Source organism: Tritonibacter scottomollicae, from assembly GCF_032924845.1.
In the GTDB taxonomy this organism is placed as follows: domain Bacteria; phylum Pseudomonadota; class Alphaproteobacteria; order Rhodobacterales; family Rhodobacteraceae; genus Epibacterium; species Epibacterium scottomollicae.
Genome location: NZ_CP136707.1, coordinates 138,407 through 157,560, shown reverse-complemented (window position 1 = coordinate 157,560; position 19,154 = coordinate 138,407). Strand labels below are relative to the sequence as shown.

The following is a 19,154-nucleotide window of genomic DNA, read 5'->3' as shown; positions in this document are numbered from 1 at the left end:
GGGGCACGCGGTGCGCTAACCCGCCACCATGTCCGGGTCGAGCGCGTCGGAAAAAAAGTCCAGCACGTTTTGGCAGGAGCGTGTTGCCATCCGGCGCGCGCCTTCTTGTGTCATCGCTGCGGAATGCGGGGTGACGATCAGCTGGTCGCTGGCCAACAGAGGATCACCGGCGCGCGGCGGCTCCTGTTCCAGTACGTCGGTGGCATAGATCGCGGGCCGGCCTTCGGTGAAGGCAGCTGGCAGTGCGGTCTCATCGACGATGCCGCCGCGGGCGGTGTTCACCAAGATCGCCCCCGGTTTCATCTGCTGCAGCCTGTCGGCGTTGAACAGCATCGCGGTTTCCGGCGTGCGCGGCATGTGAAGGCTGACGATATCGGCCGCCGCCAGCGCTTGCTGCAGGTCGGTCAGGCGCCGGACGTCATTGGGAAGGGGGGCGTCTTCTGGCATGAAGGGATCGTAGACCGTGACATGGGCGCCGAAGGCACGGGCGCGCTCGGCAAAGGCGCGGCCGATGCGACCGAAGCCTGCAACCAGCACTGATGCGCCCATTACCTCGCGCGCATTGAGATTGTCGCGCAGGTCCCAGTTGCCGCTGCGCACCGCCGCATCCGCCGCCACCAGCCGCTTGCAGCCCGCCAGCATCAGCGTAAAGGCCTGTTCCGCGACCGAGATGTAGTTGCTGTCGGCGGCAATCGCCACGGCAATGCCACGGGATTTCAGATACGGCAGGTCCAGATTGTCGCAGCCGACCCCGTGGCGGGAGATCAGCCGTAGCTTCGGCGCTCTGTCCAGCACCTCCCGACTGAGCACCCGGGCCCGCAGCACGATGGCCTCGGCATCGCGGATCTCGCGGGCGATGGCGGCGTCGTCCGGTGCGGGCAGATAGACGGTTTCGGCCTCCGCGCAGGCCTGCAGCAGCGCCACCCCGTCGGGGTGGACCTGGTCAAGGACGAGAGCTTTGGGCATTGGTTTTCCTTTGTTTTTTCAGACACCGGCCGGTTCGGCCGCAAGAAGGCTGCCCTGATCCACCGCCAGCCGCACATCGTCGGCGATGGCCAGGATGTCGCTCCAGACCGCGGCGGCGACCGGCACGCTGTCGGCGCGGGCTGCGCGCAGTTCGCGTTCGATGTCGCCGGGGATACGCACCGCGTCATGGCCCTGCGCCGGGGTCAGCGCGTTCACGAATGCCAGGTACTCCGCGATTTCACCGGCAATGCCGCCGGGGTTATCACAGTGCGCCGGGTCGATGAAAACCGCAAACATGCCGTTGCCGAATCGGTGCCCAGCGGGACCGTTGGTGCCGTTCCCGGTGAGCGCGCCGCCAAGCAGCTCGCATGCCAGCATCAGGCCAGAGCCTTTGTGGCCGCCAAAGCTGCGCAAGGCACCGTCGCCTGTGCGCGGGTTAGGCGTCGGCGCGGTCAGGGTCTCGCCATACAGCACCGCCGGATTTCCGGTGAGCGCGCCGTTTGCGTCAACCAGCGCATCACCGGGCAGGGTGCCGCCGGATTTCGCGGCAACCAGCGCCTTGCCCTCGGCCACCAATGAGGTGGCGAAATCGAGGATGAAGTGCCGCCCGTTCGCCTGCGGCACGCCGACGGTGACCGGCGCGGTGGAGGCGGCGCGCTCTGCCGCGCCAAAGGGCGCCACCAGGCGCGAGCCCGCGACATTGGTGAAAAACAGGCTGATGATACCCTTTTCCGCAGCCTGTTCGGCAAAGGCGCCGACGCGGCCGATATGGCCCGCGCGGCGCAGCAGCACAACGGCGGCTCCCTGGTCCTGCGCTCGCTGCATGCCCGCGCTGGTCGCGCGGTGCGCGGCCCATTGGCCCAGCCCGTCGCCGCCGTCGAATTGCATCAGCGCTCCAAGGTCTGCGACCTGCGCAAACGGCGCGCACGCCACCAGCTGGCCCGATTGCAGCCAGTCGTGATAGCGGCGGATCCGCACGATGCCGTGGCTGTCATGGCCGCTGCGGCTGGCCTCGACTAGATGCCGCGCAACATGGGCGGCCTCCTCGGCGCTGCAGCCATGGGCCGCGAGAAGGCGGGCCAGCAGTTCGGTCAGCGGGTGGGGGCGGAGCTGGATCCTGTCTTGGATGGTCATGCAGGCAGTTCCTCTGTCTGGGTGGAGGCGGCACTGTCCGTGCCGCCAAATAGCCGGTTCGCGATCATCTCGCCGATGGGCAGCGCCGAGGTTGCGGCGGGGGAGGGGGCGTTGAGCACAAACACCGCCCCCGGCGCGTCGGCAAACTCAAAATCATGCAGCAACGCGCCGTGAGCTGAAACCGCCTGCGCACGAATGCCTGCGCCGCCGTGCTTCAAGTCCTCCAGCTGCAAATCGGGGCAGTATTTCTGGCACATTTTCAGATAGCCGCGCTTGTTCAGGGAATTGCTCAGTTCTGCCAGGCCGGGACCGAGATTCCGGTGCAGCATTTTCCAAAAACCGGGGAAGATAGCAATCTCGGACAGGTCGCGCAGCGAGACCGCTGTTTTGGAGTAACCCTCGCGGGCGCGGGCCAGCACGGCGTTCGGGCCAACGGTGACGCTACCGTCGATCATCCGGGTCAGGTGGATGCCCAAGAATGGTAGATCAGGGTCTGGCACCGGGTAGATCAGGTGCTTGAAGCGGCTGTTCCATTTGTCAGCCAGCCGGTAGTATTCGCCGCGGAAGGGCACGATGCGGGTGCGGATATCCAGTCCGGCCATGCGTGCTAGACGGTCGGCCTGCAAGCCGCCGCAGACCGCCAGATTGCTGGCATGGATGGCGTGGCCACGAAGCGCGATCCCATGACCGGTGCTGGCGCTGCGACGAATGCCGCGCACTTCTGCGCCGGTGCGGATGAGACCGCCGGCCTGCCGGATGTCGTTGGCCATGGCCTGGCACAGGGCCGGGTAGCTTATGATGCCGCTGTCTGGGATGAACAGCGCGCCTAGGCCAGTGATGTGGGTTTCGCGTTCGCGCAGCTGTGCAGCGCTGAGCCGTTTGTACGACAACCCATTGCCCGCGGCGCGGGTTTCCAGCGCCGCCAACCGCTCCTGTTCAAGCGGGGTGGTTGCGACGATCAACTTGCCGCAGGTCTCAAACGCAACACCGTGTCGGCGGGCCAGATCCTTGGTCATCCTGGCGCCGCGGCGGCACAGTTTCGACTTCAGCGAGCCGGGCGCATAATAGACGCCAGCGTGGATGACGCCGCTGTTGTTACCGGTCTGGTGACGGGCCAACGCGTCCTCTTTCTCCAACAGGATCAGCGAGGCACCGGGCCGCGCCGTAAGGATCGCCCGCGCGGTCGCCAGACCAACAATGCCGCCGCCGATGATGCAATAGTCATAGGTCATCACGGACCCTCAGGCTGCGGCGGCCCCAAAGCGCGGGACCGCCTGTTGTGGCTTACTTGACTTCGGCAAAGAATTTGGCCGAACCGGGGTGTTGCGGGATGCCGACATCCTGGCCCAGCATGTCCGGCGTGGTCTTGCTGACCGCGGCGACGGCGATGCCGATGTCGTCCAGCCGGTCATGAATTGCCTTGGCGACCTTGTAGATCGCATCCTCGCTGGCATTGCAGTCGGCAATCACATGGGTGCCGAAGCTGACCGACTGTACCGGCGCGTTCATGAAGGGATAGGCGTCCTGCGGGATGGTGATCTGGCCGAAGCCTGCGTTGACCTCCTTCATTTTGGCGAACATCTCGTCAGTGATCGGCAGCAGCCGCAGATCGCGCGAGGCGCCGACGTCCATGATGACGCCCGCGGGCACGCCGGTGGCCTGGAAGAAACCATCGACCTGGCCGTCCTTCATCATGTTCACCTGGTCGGACATCGAGGCAAAGTTGACCTGCCCGAGGTCGTCATAGTCCAGCCCGACGGTGGACAGGGTCAGCCGGGCCAGCTGCTCGGCGGTGTTGCCGCGCGGGGTGACCGCCAGCCGCTTGCCCGTCATGGCAGCGAAATCCGCGATGGAGCTGTCGGTGACCGCGGCCTGGATCACCTGTGGATAGAGATAGGCAACGTTGCAGATATTGCCGATGGGCGTATCGAAGGGCGCCTTGCCCGCGGCGGCATCCACGGCGGAGATGGTGTTGGACATGCCCAGCTGCGCCTTGCCGGCCTCAATCGCCTTGATGTTGGCGAGGCCACCGCCGGGTCGAACCTGGATACCGACGTCGTCGAAGATATCCTCGACCGCGGATTTGATGGCGCCGCCCGCGGGATACCACGAGCCGCCAGGCGAGCCGGTCACGAAGACCAGATTGTCTGCCGCCAGTGCGGGCAGGGCTGCCATGGTGATCGTCGCCGTCAAGGCAAGTTTCAGTGATCCGATCATGTGTCTTCTCCTCCAAGATTGATCTGATGGGTGTCGGGGTGTCCCGGCGCGATCTAGCGTGGCGCGGTGACGGTTTCGTGCGGGCTGGCAAAGCGGTTGGCGATCTGCGCCAGCGCCGCCAGACCGAGGCCGAGGGCATCGCCGACCAGTCCCTGGTCGATCAGCGCGAAGGACGCGCAGACTAGCAGCGCGCGGCTTAGCATGCTGAGGCGCGAAAGCAGGTAGCCATGCAGTCCCGCCGCCATGAAGGTGACCCCGATCAGCGCAGTTGCGGCGGCGAACAGGATCTCGCTCCAGCTGCCCTGCATGATGAGGGCGGGAGAATAGACGAACATGAAGGGCACCACATAGCCGGTCAGCCCCAGCTTCATCGCCGCCGCGGAGGCGTCCCACAGCCTGGCGCCCGAGATCGCGTTGGCGGCAAACAGGCCGATGGCGACCGGCGGGGTGATTGCCGAGAGGATCGCAAAGTAGAGCGCAAAGAGATGCGCTGCCTCCAGCGGCGTACCCAGCTTGACCAGTGCAGGCACCAGCAGCGCGGTCTGCAGGATATAGGCCGGCGTGGTCGGCAGGCCCATGCCAATGACAATCCCGGCGGCGGCGGTCAGCAGCAGCGCCAGCAAGAGCGAGTTCTGGCTGAGACTGCGCACCATGCTGGAAAATTCCAGCCCGAGGCCCGAATGTACAATGATGCCGACCACAATGCCCGCGCAGGCGCAGGCCATCGCCACCTGCACCGCGTTGCGCACGCCGTTCTGCAGCCCCTCGAGGATCTGCTCCAGGCGGAACTCGGCGCGGGTGCTGCGGCGCATCAGGGTGACCGGCAGGATCGACAGGATGCCGAACAGCGCGGCATAGGCCGGGGAGTAGCCGGAGAACAGGCAGCTGACGATGACCAGAAGCGGCAGGATCTGGTGCCCGCGGTCGCGCAGCACCGCGCGGCCGTCGGGGATCTGGTCCTCGGGCAGGCCCTTCAGGCCCTTGCGCTTTGCCTCGAAATGGATCGCCAGGAACACCGCGGTGAAGAACAGCAGCGCTGGGATCAGTGCGATCATCATCACATCAAGGTAGCTGACGCCCATCATCTCGGCCATGACAAAGGCGGCAGCGCCCATCACCGGCGGCATGATCTGGCCTCCGGTCGAGGCGACGGCCTCGACGCTGCCGGCGAAGGCACGGCTGTAACCCAGTCGCTTCATCAGCGGGATGGTGTAGGTGCCGGTTGTCATGATGTTGGCCACCGCGCTGCCGGAGATCGAGCCGAACAGCGCCGAACTGAGGCTGGCGACCTTGGCCGGGCCACCGGTGGATCGGCCGGCGATGGCGGTGGCGAATTCGATGAAGAAGCGGCCGGTGCCCAGCCGTTCCGCCAGCGCGCCGAACAGCACAAAGAGGAACAGGAAGGTGGCAGAGACATTCAGCGGGATGCCAAAGATGCCTTCGGTTGTAAGGAAGTTCACGTCAACCACATAGCCGGGGGTCAGCTGGCCGGTGAACAGGGCAAAGGCGATGAATCCGATGGCGGTCAGCGGCAGTGCAGCGCCCAGGGTGCGGCGGCAGCCTTCCAGCACTAGGAAGATCAGCCCCCAGCCCAGCCACTTCTGCACTATTTCTGGCTCATCCACGAATTGGAAGCGGGAATAGAGCAGCTCTTCGTTGACGATGAGATAGCCAATCGCGGCGGCGGTCAGTACGCCATAGGCGGCATCCAGCCGCGCGCCGAAGCGGCCCTTGGTGCGCGCGTCCGGAAACAGCAGGAACACGATCAGCAGCGCCAGCCCCAGGTGGGTGCCGCGGAAGGTGAACGGCTGCGGCGCCCCGGCCGCGACCACGTAGATGTGAAAACAGATCATTGCCGCCATCAGCGGCAACGCCAGCGCCTCGCGGCGGCCGGCCAGTTGATTTCGCAACCAGTACATGCGGTGTCCTCCCCCATGATATGTGCCGCCGGGGCGCCGCAGCGGGCGCTTGCCGACGGGGTCTTATGCTCAGCCGCCGAAAGCGTCCTGGCGGATGCGGGCCATGCCCTGCATCATCAGTGTGTGTTCGGAACCGATCACGAACATGCTGGCGCCGGCCTCCCGCCAGCGGCTGATGTCCTCGCCCGGCGCGCAATAGAGGCCTGTGGCGGACCCTTTCGCGCCCAGCACGTCGGCGCATTTCTGGCCGATCTCCAGCGCGTGAAAGTCATTGGCGCCGTAGGATACCGCTAGGTCGGCGCGGCCGACAAACAGCGCATCGACCCCGTCGACCGCGGCGATGTCTTCATAGGCGTCATAGCCTTCGGGATCTTCGATCTGGCAGATCACGCTGACCTCGCGGTTGGCGAGCTCGAAATGCTCGGCCAGGCTGCGGCGGGAATAGTCGGCGGCGCGGGTGGTGCCGGCAAAGCCGCGGCCCTGGCCCTGGCCGTAGCGGGTATTGCGCACGATGTCCGCCGCCTGCTGCGCCGATTTCACATGCGGTACCACGATGCCTGCGATGCCGCAGTCCAGCATGCCCAGGATGGTGTCGGGGCTGGCATTGGGAATGCGCACCAAAAGCGGGCAGCTGGTCGCCCGCGCGGCAATTGCGCAGGTGTCGACCGCGGCGCGGTCAAACGGCGCGTGTTCGGCATCAAGGATGACGAAATCGGCGCCGGAGTGGCCCAGCACTTCGGTGACCATCGGATGCGGCGTTTTCACAAACAGGCCGAGCAGCTGCTCGCGGCCAGCCAGGCGGGTTTTGAAGGTTGCGTTCAGTGTCATCTGCGCCTCTGTCTTCGAGTTGCACTAAGGAGGAGAGGCGGCCGCAGCAGGCCGTTGCCGCAGCGGGCGGTGGGTCTGTGCCAGTGTCTCCTCAGCGCGTCCGGCGCTGCCGTCGCGTTGCAACATGCATAGGAAGCAGATACCAGTGTTGCAATATTTACAATATTTCAGTGAAAAATTTCAGCCACTACTGCGTTCGACCAGATAGCAGGGGGTGATCTTGATAGTTCCCAACGCGCCGGGATCGTTGATCAGCTCTGCCATCATGGACAGGGCGTTGCCGACCATCAGGCGGATGCGCTGGCGCACGGTGGTCAGCTTGTAGGATTCCCAGGCCGCCATCGGAATGTCGTCATAGCCGATAATGCCAAGGTCGCTGCCGGGGCGGATGCCCGCCTTTTTGGCGGCATCAATCGCTGCCACCGCCATAATGTCATTGGCGCAGAAAATGGCATCGGGGCGGGCCGGGGCCGCGAGCGCCGACGAGACGGCGGCGTGGGCCTGATCGTACTGAAAGCCACCGGACCAGTCGCCGGCGGGCTGCATTCCGGCCTCGTCCATCGCGTCAAGGAAGCCGCGGCGGCGCTCCAGATGGGTGGAGGCATTGGCGATTCCACCCAGAAAGGCGATGCGCCGGCGGCCCTGATCGATAAAGCGGCGTGCCACCAGGCGAGCGCCATTGTAATTGTCGCCGCTGACGGCGCTGAGCTGGGCATCGACCTGTACCCGGCCAAACAGCACCACCGGCAGGCCGCGGTTGCGGCACTGCCGCGCTAAGTCCGAATTCAGCGTCGCCGAGGTGATGATGGCACCGTCGCTGCCGTCGCGGAACACCTGCGACATGATGCTGTCCACCGTCAGCCCGTTGGGCACCGCGTGGAACAGCAGTTCGATGTTCTGTTCCGCCGCCACCTTGGAAAACTCCTCGAGCACCGAGGCGAAATAGGGGTTGCGGATGTCGCCGACCACCAGCGAGATCGCCAAATTGTTGCCGCGCCCCGAGGGGCGCCGTCCCGGCGGCACATATCCCATCTCATGCGCGGTCTGCAGGATCTGGCTGCGCAGGGTTTTTGACAGAGGAGAATCAGGTTTGAAGGCGCGCGACACCGAGGCCTTGGAGGTGCCGAGCCGTTTGGCAATGTCTTCGGCGGTGACTTTCACGGACGGCCCCTATTGTTGTGCAATTTTTGCAATAAATCTACATCGGCAGGCCGCAAACCGCAAAGGCCAATACACTGCGCCCTGACGGCGGCGCGGTGCGCGGCAGGGGGAATTGCGCTTGGCGACGTTATCCGCTCTATGATCGTGGCATGAAAAAAGTGACTTCCAAGGACGTGGCGGCGCTGGCTGGTGTCTCGGTTTCGGCGGTGTCGCGCGCTTACCGCGCCGATGCGCCGCTATCGGATGACAAACGGCGCCGGATCTTTGCCGCTGCGGCAGAGCTGGGCTACGTCAGTCGCGTCGACCACATCCTGTCGACGCAGTCGAGCAACACCATAGCCATGGTGGTCGGCGACATGCGCAACCCCTTCTATCCCACCGCTGTGGACGAGGCTGCGAGGCTGCTGTCGGAACGCGGGTTACGGCTGATCGTACATGCGGTGCCGACGGGCGAGGATGTGGATCTGGTGATGCGTCAGGTGCTGGACTACCGCGCCGAAGGCGTGATCCTAGCCAACTCGCTGATGGGGTCGAAATTGGCGGCGAAATGCCGCCAGAACAGGATGTCGGCGGTGCTGCTGAACCGGGTGCAGTCAGACAGCCATATGATGGCGGTATGCTGCGACAACTACGGCGGCGCACGGATGATCGCTGAGCGTTTCATCAGCAGCGGACGCCGCCGGATCGCCTTTATCGGCGGCCAGCGCAACACCTCGACTCACTTGGAGCGGATGCGCGGGTTTACCGATCACCTGGCGGCACAGGACGTTGATCTTGAGGTGCAGCTGGACGGCGGCTACAGTTATCGACAGGCGCATGAGGCCGCACAGGGGGTGCTGGCAAGGCGTCCGCTGCCGGAGGCAGTGTTCTGCGCCAATGACATTATGGCGATAGCGATGCTAGACGCCGCGAGGATGCTGGGCGTCCGGGTGCCGGGTGATATTGCGATCGCCGGATTCGATGATATTCCAATGGCTTCCTGGGATGCTTACCAGCTGACCACCGTGCGCCAGCCGTTGCGGCGGATGCTGGCCCAGGCAATCGGCATGATCGGCGGCGGCGATCCGGGCGAGGGCGATATCCGCATCCTGCCTGGGGAGCTGAAGATCCGCCGTAGTGCATAGTGAAAAATTTTCACCACCTGACGCAACAGTTGCGCAGTGATGCACATTTCAGCATGTCTTTCTGATCCGCGTCTGTTGTTTCAGCGTGTTTTTAATCGGGAGGATACATCATGAAGCTCACATCACTTGCCCTTTCCGCGGCCCTGGCGCTGACCGGAGCGGCTGCGGCAAGCATCGCATCGGCGGAAACCCGGCTGGCCTTCGGCGCCACTAACTCGCAAAGCGCGCATTACGCCTATTTTGCCTCGCTCGCGAAAATCGTGAACGACACCTACCCGGACGCCTACCAGGCCTCGGTGGTGGAAACCGGTGCCACCGTCGACAATCTCAAACGGATGGCGCGCGGGCAGCTGGATATTGGGCTGATCACCACCTCGACGCTGTACCATGCCTATAACGGGGTGAAGAGCTTTGACGGCCGTCCGATCGAATCCAAACTTCTGTGGGCCTATTCGCTGGCGCCGCAGAACGCCGTGGTGCGCCGCGATTCCGGCATCACCGAGCTGCCCGGCCTGTCCGGGCAGAAATTCGGCCCCGGCATGCGCGGCTCCTCCACCGAGGCCACCGCGCTGGAGGTGTTCGAGCTGCTGAAAATCGAGCCCGAGTGGGTGCGCGGCACCAATGGCGAGCAGGCCAATGCGATCAAGGACGGCCGCTCACAGGGGTTTGTCAAAAGCGCCGTGGGCACCTCTTTTGACGCGCTGACCACCGACATCGCCGCCTTCACCCCGCTGCAGGTGCTGGGCATTGACGACGCGCAGGAAGAAAAGATCCGCGCTGAGCTGCCGGAGCTGTCGATCGTGGAAATGCCGGGTGGTGAGATTGAAAACTCCGGGCCCTACACCGCATGGGGCTTTATGATTGGCGTCTCCGCGCGTCCCGATATGGACGAGCAGACCGCCTATGACCTGACCAAGGCGGTGATGGAATCGATGGATGAGCAGGCCGCTGCCTTCCCGGCGGTCAAGGGGCTGAACCTGCCCGAGCTGACGCTGCAATATGCCACCAGCCCGCTGCACCCCGGCGCCGTGCGCTACTACGAAGAGATCGGCCTGACCGTGCCGGACCACCTGAAGTAACCTGCAGTTGGGGCCGGTGCCTGTCTGGTGCCGGCCACGCTGCCTGCAGCCGAGCGAGGCATTGCCATGACTGCGTCCCCCCCGTATTCCACCCTGCGCCAGAAGGCGATTGCGGTTCTGTCCGTGATGCTGGGCCTGTTTGTTTTCTACACCTCCTTCAACGGACCATTTGAATCGCTGGTGCAGCGGGCGCTGTTCGTGATGACCATCGCCGCACTGGCGGTGCTGATGCATCCCCTGTGGCACGGCACCCGGCTGCGCTGGCTGGGCATCCTCATCGACACCGCCATCGTTGCTATGGTGACAGTCTCTGGCTGCTACATCATCGCCAATTACGAGACGATCATGACCGATCTGCCCTGGGCAGGGCCGCTGGACATGATCATGGCCTTCGGCACGCTGGCGAGCGTGCTGGAGCTGGCACGGCGCACCTCGAACTGGGTGTTCCCGATGATCGTGGCGCTGGCGGTGGCCTATGCCTTCCTCGGCTATCTGATCCCCGGCCAGTTCGGCCACCGCGGTTTTGACAGCGCTTACCTCAGCGAGATCATCTTTCTGTCGGATCGCGGCCTGTGGGGGATGCTGGTCAATGTGGCGTCGACCACGCTGGCGGCCTTTGTGCTGTTCGGCGCCATCCTGCTGCACACCGGCGCGGGCGAAACCTTCTTTGACCTCTCCGCCCGCCTCGGCGGTTCGCGCCCCGGCGGCGCAGCCAAGATTGCCACCTTCGCGTCCGGTTTCTTCGGCGCTATCAACGGCTCTACCGTGGCAAATGTGGCGACCACCGGCAATTTCACCATCCCGCTGATGAAGCGGTTGAAATACCCGTCCGCCTATGCCGGAGCGGTGGAGGCGATCGCCTCCACTGGCGGCCAGCTAGCACCGCCTATCATGGGCACCGCCGCCTTTGTGATGGCAGAACTGGTGGGCGTGAATTACTGGTCCATCGCCTTGGCCGGGGTTCTGCCCGCGCTGCTGTTCTATCTTGGCATCTATTCCACGGTGCATGTGATCGCCCGTCGCCAGGGCTTCCGCCCGGTGACTGCAGATGATCTGCCGGATTGGCGCGGCGCGATGAACTTCACCCGTCTTGCCCCAATCGCGGCGGCGCTTGGCGGCTTGGGGTTCGGCGTGCTAAACGGCAACTCGGTCGAGCTCACCGCCTGCTACGGCATGCTGGCGATGCTGGCGGCGGTGCTGGTGGCGCGCATTGCCAACGGCGAAAACCCGCGCGAGGTGATCTCGATCATCCTGCGCGCGCTGGAGGCGGGCGGCAAGGGCGTGGTCATCGTCGGCATCCTGCTGGTCGGAGCCCAGGTTTTTGTCGCGATGATCAACCTGACCGGCTTTGGTGTTGCCGTCACCTCGGCGGTGCTGGCCATCGGGCAGGGCAACATATGGCTGATCGCCGCGCTTATGGCAGTGGTCTGTCTGATCGCGGGTATGGGCCTCCCGACTTCGGCCGCCTATGTGATGGTTGCAGCGGTGTTTGCCCCGGCGCTGATCCAGCAGGGCATCGATCCTCTGGTGGTGCATATGTTCGTGCTGTACTACGCGGCGCTGTCGGTGATCACACCGCCGGTCTGCCTCGGCGTCTTTGTGGCCGCAACCATTGCGCAGGCGCCCTGGATCAAGGTCGCAGTGGAAACCCTGCGGTTGGGCGCTACCGCCTATGCGCTGCCGATGCTGTTCCTGGCCTATCCCGGCATGCTGGGCGGCGGCGGAACTGAGGGCATCCTGCTGGCGGCAGTGTCGGGCGTCGTCTTTGCCGTCTCCATCGCCCATCTTCTGGGTGGGGCGCGGCTGCCTTGGGGCGGTGCTTCGCGGTTGCTGTGGGCATTGCCCGCTGGCCTCGCACTGCTCGGTCCCTGGTTGAGCGTCGCCGCGGCCGCGCTGACCCTTGCTACACTGGTCGTGATTGCCCGGCGGCAGCTGGAGCAGCGGCCCGAAACCGCCCCTGCCTGACAACAAGGGCCGGGCGCCACTGACTGTGCCCGGCCAACCAACTTCCCCGGTCTCCCTAATCCGAAAGCAACGCAAGCCTTGGCCCGCTGCCGGTCGCCTGTTTCTGTTTGACTGGAAGTGAAAGTTTTTCACTATGCGTGGAAAATATTGCGAAGCGACGGCCGATGTCTGAAACCTCTGCCAACCCCTGAAAAACAGCCCGTAAAGGAGCCTCCCATGACCATCGAATACCTGAAACGCGGCAAGCCCGAGTCCGACCGTGCTGAGGACGACGCCAAGACCCGCGCCGTGGTCGAAGCGACGCTGAACGACATTGAGACCCGCGGCGACGCCGCCGTGCGCGAGTTGTCCGAGAAATTCGACAATTACAGCCCCGAAAGCTTCCGCCTCAGCCAGCAGCAGATCGACGAGCTGATCGCCTCGCTGACGGAGCGCGAGCTGAAGGACATCAAATTCGCGCAAAAGCAGGTGGTGAACTTCGCCCAGGCGCAGCGCGATTCCATGCTGGACATCGAAGTGGAGACCCTGCCCGGTGTGATCCTCGGCCATAAGAACATCCCCGTCCAGTCAGTCGGCTGCTACGTGCCGGGCGGCAAGTTCCCGATGGTGGCCTCGGCGCATATGTCGGTGGCCACTGCCAAGGTCGCGGGCGTTCCCCGCATCATCGCCTGCACCCCGCCGTTCCAGGGTAAGCCGAACGCGGCGGTGATTGCCGCGATGCACCTGGGCGGCGCCCATGAGATCTACGTGATGGGCGGCATTCAGGCGGTCGGTGCCATGGCCATCGGCACCGAAACCATCGAGCCGGTCCACATGCTGGTCGGCCCTGGGAACGCCTTTGTCGCTGAAGCCAAACGCCAGCTATTTGGCCGCGTCGGCATCGACCTGTTTGCAGGCCCGACCGAAACCATGGTGATCGCGGATGAGAGCGCCGCAGACGCCGAGCTTTGTGCCACCGATCTGCTGGGCCAGGCGGAACACGGCTACAACTCTCCCTGCGTGCTCCTCACCAACTCGCACAAACTGGCCGAGGAGACGCTGAACGAGATCGACCGCTTGCTGGGCATCCTGCCGACGGCGGATACCGCCAAAGTCAGTTGGGAGGAATACGGCGAGGTGATCGTCTGCGACAGTTATGACGAGATGCTGCAGGTCGCCGACGACATCGCCTCCGAGCACGTGCAGGTGATGACCGACCGCGACGACTGGTTCCTGGAATACATGACCTGTTACGGTGCGCTGTTCCTCGGCCCGCGTACCAATGTCGCCAATGGCGACAAGGTAATCGGCACTAACCACACCCTACCGACCAAAAAGGCTGGCCGCTACACCGGCGGGTTGTGGGTGGGCAAGTTCTTGAAAACCCACAGCTACCAGAAAGTCACCACCGACGAGGCGGCGACCATGATCGGCGAGTACGGCTCTCGGCTCTGCATGCTCGAGGGTTTTGCCGGCCACGCCGAACAGTGCAACATCCGCGTGCGCCGCTATGGCGGTGTGGAGGTGCCCTACGCCGGTGCCGCCGCCTGGCGCGAAGCGGCGGAATAACCGCACCTGCTATTGCTGGACCCGAGCCACGCGCCCCCGGGTCCGGCCTGTTCTCCCGGCGGACCGGGGGGCGCCAACCGGAGAGACAGATGAAACTACCGCAAACTCCGAGCCTGCGGCTCGATGGAAAACGCGCGCTGGTGACCGGCGCTACTTCGGGTATCGGACTGGGAGCTGCCACCGCCTTGGCGCGTGCCGGCGCAGAGGTGCATTGCCTGGCCCGTAGCGCCGATCAGCTAGATGCCGTCTGCCACGAACTTGCGGCCGAGGGTTTTACCGCGCTGCCGCTTCCGTTGGACCTAACGGACGTGAAGGCGCTGGAGGTCGAACTGGCGGCAGGCGAGGCCTATGACGTCGTGGTTAACTCCGCTGGCATGGCCCGCCACAGCGCAGCGCTGGACACTGCCCCCGAAGATTTTGATGCAGTTATAGGGCTGAACCTGCGTGCGGCCTACTTTCTCTCCACCGCCGCGGCGCGCCGCATGCTGGAAGCCGGGAAACCAGGCTCAATCATCCATATGAGCAGTCAGATGGGCCATGTCGGCGGCATCGACCGGGCGGTCTATTGCGCATCGAAACATGCGCTGGAGGGCATGGTTAAGGCGATGGCGATCGAATGGGGGCCGCAGCTCGTCCGGATCAATTCGATCTGCCCGACCTTCATCCGCACCCCGCTGGGAGAGCAGACGCTGGCCGACCCTGAACGTCGGCAATGGATTGAAAGCAAGATCAAACTGGGCCGGGTCGGTGAGATCGAGGACATCATGGGCGCCGTCGTTTACCTGGCGTCGGAAGCTTCGGCGCTGGTCACAGGCACGTCGCTGATGATCGATGGTGGCTGGACTGCCGGTTAACCCTGCGCAAGGAAGAAAATATGAAAATAGGCACACCAAAAGAGATAGCCGAGGGCGAGTCGCGCGTAGCGATGACGCCATTGTCGGCGCTTGATCTTCAGAAGCTGGGGTTTGAGTGCTGTATTGAGTTCTGGCGCGGGTGAGGCTGCGGGGTTTACCGATGCGGCCTATGCTGAGGCGGGGGTGGAGGTGATCAAGACCGCCGCCGGGCTGTGGAAGGCCGCCGATATCATCGCCAAGGTCCGCGCACCCAATGAGACCGAGCTGAAGCGGCTCAACAAATCCAAGACGCTGATTTCCTTCTTTAATCCGGGCGGCAATGAAGAAGGGCTGGAGCTGGCGAAATCCAAGGGCGCCACCGTGATCGCCATGGAAATGGTGCCGCGCATCAGCCGCGCGCAGAAGATGGACGCGCTGAGTTCGATGGCCAATATCGCCGGCTACCGCGCGGTGATCGAGGCGGGCAACAATTTTGATCGGTTCTTCACCGGCCAGATCACGGCGGCAGGCAAGGTGCCCCCGGCCAAGGTTCTGGTGGTGGGCGCCGGTGTTGCGGGCCTCGCAGCGATCGGCACCTCCACTTCGTTGGGCGCGGTCACCTACGCCTTTGACGTGCGCCCCGAAGTCGCCGAGCAGGTCGAGTCCATGGGCGCGGAATTTGTCTACCTCGATTTCGAGGAAGAACAGCAGGATGGCGCGGCCACCGGCGGTTATGCCGCTGTGTCGAGCCCGGAGTTCCGCGAGGCCCAGCTGGCCAAGTTCCGTGAGCTGGCACCTGAGGTCGATATCGTCATCACCACCGCGCTGATTCCCAACCGCGAGGCGCCCAAGCTGTGGCTGGCCGATATGGTCGCCGCGATGAAGCGTGGCTCGGTCATTGTGGACCTTGCGGCAGAGCGCGGCGGCAATGTCGAGGGCACCGTTCGGGATGAGAAGATCATCACCGACAATGGTGTGACCATCGTCGGCTACACCGATTTCCCCAGCCGGATGGCGAGCCAGTCCTCCAGCCTCTATGCCACCAACATCCGCCACATGATGACCGACCTGACGCCTGAAAAGGACGGCCAGGTGGTGCATGACATGGAGGATGACGTGATCCGTGGCTCCACCGTGACCCACGCGGGCGAGATCACTTTCCCGCCGCCGCCGCCAAAGGTGCAGGCGATCGCGGCGCAGAAGAAACCCGAGCCGCCCAAAGAGCTGACGGCAGAGGAAAAACGCGCTCAGGAAGTCGCTGCCTTCAAGCAGCAGACCAAGAACCAGGTCACCCTTCTGGCGGTGGGCGCAGCCCTGCTGCTCGGCGTTGGTCTGGTGGCCCCTGCGAGCTTCATGCAGCACTTCATCGTCTTTGTGCTGGCGGTCTTTGTCGGCTTCCAGGTGATCTGGAACGTCTCGCACTCCCTGCACACGCCTTTGATGGCTGTCACAAATGCGATCTCCTCGATCATCATCCTGGGCGCGCTGATGCAGATCGGCTCTGGCTCCTGGCTGGTGATTTTCCTTGCGGCGCTTAGCGTCTTTATGGCCGGAATTAACATCTTCGGCGGCTTCCTCGTGACACGGCGCATGCTCGCCATGTTCCAGAAATCCTGAAGGAGGAGAGATCATGGACTGTGGATTCACGACGGCGGCCTATGTGGTCGCGGCGGTTCTCTTTATCCTCAGCCTCGGCGGTCTGTCGGGACAGGAAAGCGCCAAGCGCGCGGTCTGGTACGGCATTTCCGGCATGGGGCTGGCGGTCTTTGCAACCCTGATCGGGCCGGGCTCCGGCCTTTGGTTCCTGTCGTTGGTGCTGATCGGTGCCGGCGGTGTGATCGGCTATATGCTGGCTTCGAAGGTCGAGATGACCCAGATGCCGGAGCTGGTGGCAGGCATGCATGCGCTGGTCGGTCTGGCCGCCGTCTTGGTGGGCTTCAACGCCCATATCGAACTGGGCCGGGTGCTGGCGATGGACGAAGGCACGCGCAAGACGCTGGAAGGCTTTGCCGCGCTGCTGGCCAAGAAAGACAGCATCGAGATCAACATCCTGCGGGTCGAGGTCTTCCTTGCTGTATTCATCGGCGCGGTGACATTCACCGGCTCGGTGATCGCCTATGGCAAGCTGTCGGGCAAGGTGTCGTCGAAGGCGGAGAAGCTGCCGGGCGGCCATATGCTGAACCTAGGCGCCGCGGTTCTGTCGCTCCTGTGCCTGTTCTGGTATCTCGGCTCCGGTGGTTTTGTGCCGCTGGCCCTGATGACGCTGGCCGCACTGTTCATCGGCTATCACCTGATCATGGGCATCGGCGGCGCCGACATGCCGGTGGTGGTCTCCATGCTGAACAGCTACTCCGGCTGGGCGGCGGCGGCGATCGGCTTCTCCTTGGGCAATGACCTCCTGATCGTGGTCGGCGCACTGGTGGGCTCGTCTGGCGCGATCCTGAGCTACATCATGTGCAAGGCGATGAACCGGTCGTTCGTGTCGGTGATCCTGGGCGGCTTTGGCGGCACCACGGGTCCTGCAATGGAGGTCGAGGGCGAGCAGGTGGCGATCGACGCCGACGGCGTTGCCACGGCGCTGGACGAGGCCGACAGCATCGTGATCATCCCCGGCTACGGCATGGCGGTGGCGCAGGCGCAGCAGAATGTGGCGGAACTCACCCGCCGTCTGCGCGCCAAGGGCAAAAACGTGCGCTTTGCGATCCACCCGGTGGCGGGCCGTCTGCCGGGGCATATGAACGTGCTCTTGGCCGAAGCCAAGGTACCCTATGACATCGTGCTGGAGATGGATGAGATCAACGACGACTTTCCGGAGACGGATGTGGCCATCGTGATCGGCTCCAACGACATCGTGAACCCGGCCGCGCAAGAAGACCCCAACTCGCCCATCGCCGGCATGCCGGTTCTGGAGTGCTGGAAGGCGAAACAGGTGTTTGTCTCCAAACGCGGTCAGGGCACCGGATATTCCGGCATCGAGAACCCGCTATTCTTCAAGGAAAACACCCGCATGTTCTACGGCGACGCAAAACAGAGCCTCAGCACGCTACTCAATATCATCGAGTGAGCGACGTGCATAAAATCCAAAGAAGGGCGCCCTGAGATCGGGGCGCTTTCCTCGGTGGCCATTATTCAACTACTCTAAAATGGCCTCGGCGGGATAAATTCACGACACTATCCCGTGAACCTGATGGACCCACCGAAATTCTAACAACGGCCGAGGGCACGTTGGTTAGCACATCATGATCAGCACGGGCTACCTTCAAACCGCAGACTATTCAGGTGAGCAGGCCATCACCGATATACATTGACTTGTTCAATGACTCTGATGATGTAACCGGCCCCCCGACGGCATCAATGTGCCAAGGTGGGTCTGCAACGATCCACATAGGAGAGCGGGGTTTAGAAGTTTCCCTTTGCTGCCTCAGCCAAGATCAGCTTGTCCAACGTAAGATCAGAAACGGCCTTGCGGAGCCGCTCATTCTCTTGCTGCAGCCGCTTCAGTTACTTCAATTGTTCTGTGCCCATCCCACCGTACTTCTTCTTCCAGCGGTAGAACGTCTGTTCAGTCACACCAATCTGCCGGATCGCATCCAGACGCGGCGTGCCTTGCCCCGTCAGAACCTCAACCTGTAGTAACTTCGTGACAATCTCTTCGGGCTTGGGTCGCTTGTTTGCCATGGCCTTCCTCCGTTTCCTAAACATAGCGGAGGACCACTTCAGTGGGGGAGGACCAGAGCTAGGTGCCGCCAGAGGATCAGATCTGTACCGTATCCGGTGATGGCGCCTACGACACGCGCCGATGCCATAAGGCCATCCTGGATCGAGACGCCGCCGCCGTCATCCCCATCCGCAAGAACGGGCGCCTTTGGAAGGAAGACTGTCCGGCCGCAACGGCTCGCAACGAGATCCTGCGCGCCACCCGGCACCTCGGGCGAGTCATCTGGAAGCGATGGACCGGCTATCATGCCCGAAGTCGGATCGAGGGAAAGATGCGATGCCGGAAATCCTTCGGCGAAAGCATCGCCTCACAAGACCCCGACCGCCAGACCGCCGAAATCCACAACCGTATCGCTCTTATGAACCGCTTCAACGAACTCGGCATGGCCGAGATCGAACGCGTGGCCTGAAATCAATGGGAAAGGGAAAACTCGCTCAGTGGCTGGGTTCTGCAACAATGCCCTGTCAAAGTACCGTTCGCTGGGGCGGCGAAAGCACAGGTCTTTTCTGACATTCAATCGTCTGGTCAGTAGCCGTAACTTCTATAAAACATCCTCCGGGATCCTGGTGGCTGCTTTGTGGGCCTTGCGTTGCTTGAATGCTCGAGAAAGAACGCCGAGTTTTCCCCGCAAACCCGCAAACCCGCAACTTGGCGGTGTGGGA

13 protein-coding genes and 3 pseudogenes are annotated in these 19,154 nt (G+C 63.5%); 8 read left to right on the top strand and 8 right to left on the bottom strand.

What is annotated here, in order from left to right; all coding sequences use genetic code 11:
* Nucleotides 1-15 precede the first annotated feature (15 nt).
* From R1T40_RS21815 to R1T40_RS21785, 7 genes are all read right to left on the bottom strand, one after another.
* The gene (locus tag R1T40_RS21815) at nt 16-966 is read right to left on the bottom strand and encodes a hydroxyacid dehydrogenase (protein ID WP_317387092.1); all 951 of its coding nucleotides are present in this window, start codon (nt 964-966) and stop codon (nt 16-18) included.
* A gap of 18 nt (nt 967-984) precedes the next feature.
* Nucleotides 985-2,100, bottom strand: a complete 1,116-nt coding sequence (locus tag R1T40_RS21810) for an Ldh family oxidoreductase (RefSeq protein ID WP_317387091.1) — start codon at nt 2,098-2,100, stop codon at nt 985-987.
* Nucleotides 2,097-3,332 carry an L-2-hydroxyglutarate oxidase gene (gene lhgO, locus R1T40_RS21805; RefSeq protein WP_317387090.1) on the bottom strand — a complete coding sequence of 412 codons (1,236 nt, stop codon included), beginning with the start codon at nt 3,330-3,332 and terminating at the stop codon, nt 2,097-2,099. Before lhgO ends, R1T40_RS21810 begins: the two co-directional genes overlap by 4 nt.
* A 52-nt stretch (nt 3,333-3,384) precedes the next feature.
* Nucleotides 3,385-4,317, bottom strand: coding sequence for a TAXI family TRAP transporter solute-binding subunit (locus R1T40_RS21800; RefSeq protein WP_317387089.1), 933 nt, complete (start codon nt 4,315-4,317; stop codon nt 3,385-3,387).
* A 53-nt stretch (nt 4,318-4,370) separates the two neighbouring features.
* Nucleotides 4,371-6,236 (bottom strand): TRAP transporter permease, encoded by a 1,866-nt coding sequence (locus tag R1T40_RS21795; protein WP_317387088.1) that lies wholly within the window; start codon nt 6,234-6,236, stop codon nt 4,371-4,373.
* A 69-nt stretch (nt 6,237-6,305) separates the two neighbouring features.
* On the bottom strand, nt 6,306-7,064 hold the full coding sequence (locus R1T40_RS21790) for an HpcH/HpaI aldolase family protein (protein WP_317387087.1): 759 nt from the start codon (nt 7,062-7,064) through the stop codon (nt 6,306-6,308).
* A gap of 180 nt (nt 7,065-7,244) precedes the next feature.
* Complete coding sequence (locus tag R1T40_RS21785; protein WP_317387086.1) at nt 7,245-8,225, bottom strand: LacI family DNA-binding transcriptional regulator; 981 nt, start codon at nt 8,223-8,225, stop codon at nt 7,245-7,247.
* Nucleotides 8,226-8,374: 149 nt separating this feature from the next.
* Here R1T40_RS21785 and R1T40_RS21780 point away from each other — a divergent pair, with 149 nt between their 5' ends.
* The 7 genes and pseudogenes from R1T40_RS21780 (at nt 8,375) to R1T40_RS21750 (ending at nt 17,838) form a co-directional block, all read left to right on the top strand.
* Nucleotides 8,375-9,349 carry a LacI family DNA-binding transcriptional regulator gene (locus tag R1T40_RS21780; protein ID WP_317387085.1) on the top strand — a complete coding sequence of 325 codons (975 nt, stop codon included), beginning with the start codon at nt 8,375-8,377 and terminating at the stop codon, nt 9,347-9,349.
* 110 nt (nt 9,350-9,459) lie between these two features.
* Nucleotides 9,460-10,428 carry a TAXI family TRAP transporter solute-binding subunit gene (locus tag R1T40_RS21775; RefSeq protein ID WP_317387084.1) on the top strand — a complete coding sequence of 323 codons (969 nt, stop codon included), beginning with the start codon at nt 9,460-9,462 and terminating at the stop codon, nt 10,426-10,428.
* 66 nt (nt 10,429-10,494) lie between these two features.
* Nucleotides 10,495-12,393: a TRAP transporter permease gene (locus tag R1T40_RS21770; protein WP_317387083.1), complete on the top strand. Its 1,899-nt coding sequence runs from the start codon at nt 10,495-10,497 to the stop codon at nt 12,391-12,393.
* Between the two features lie 216 nt (nt 12,394-12,609).
* Nucleotides 12,610-13,941 carry a histidinol dehydrogenase gene (gene hisD / locus R1T40_RS21765; protein WP_317387082.1) on the top strand — a complete coding sequence of 444 codons (1,332 nt, stop codon included), beginning with the start codon at nt 12,610-12,612 and terminating at the stop codon, nt 13,939-13,941.
* 89 nt (nt 13,942-14,030) lie between these two features.
* Nucleotides 14,031-14,795, top strand: a complete 765-nt coding sequence (locus R1T40_RS21760) for an SDR family NAD(P)-dependent oxidoreductase (protein WP_317387081.1) — start codon at nt 14,031-14,033, stop codon at nt 14,793-14,795.
* A gap of 20 nt (nt 14,796-14,815) precedes the next feature.
* Nucleotides 14,816-16,391 (top strand): annotated as a pseudogene (locus tag R1T40_RS21755) (Re/Si-specific NAD(P)(+) transhydrogenase subunit alpha).
* A 13-nt stretch (nt 16,392-16,404) separates the two neighbouring features.
* Entirely contained in the window at nt 16,405-17,838 is a 1,434-nt protein-coding gene (locus R1T40_RS21750; RefSeq protein ID WP_317387080.1) for an NAD(P)(+) transhydrogenase (Re/Si-specific) subunit beta, read from the top strand.
* A 344-nt stretch (nt 17,839-18,182) separates the two neighbouring features.
* Here R1T40_RS21750 and R1T40_RS21745 read toward each other — a convergent pair.
* Nucleotides 18,183-18,452, bottom strand: a pseudogene (locus tag R1T40_RS21745) (transposase); the annotation flags it as partial.
* A gap of 71 nt (nt 18,453-18,523) precedes the next feature.
* Between R1T40_RS21745 and R1T40_RS21740 the strand changes: the two are divergent.
* A pseudogene (locus R1T40_RS21740) lies at nt 18,524-18,901 on the top strand (transposase); the annotation flags it as partial.
* Between the last annotated feature and the right edge of the window lie 253 nt (nt 18,902-19,154).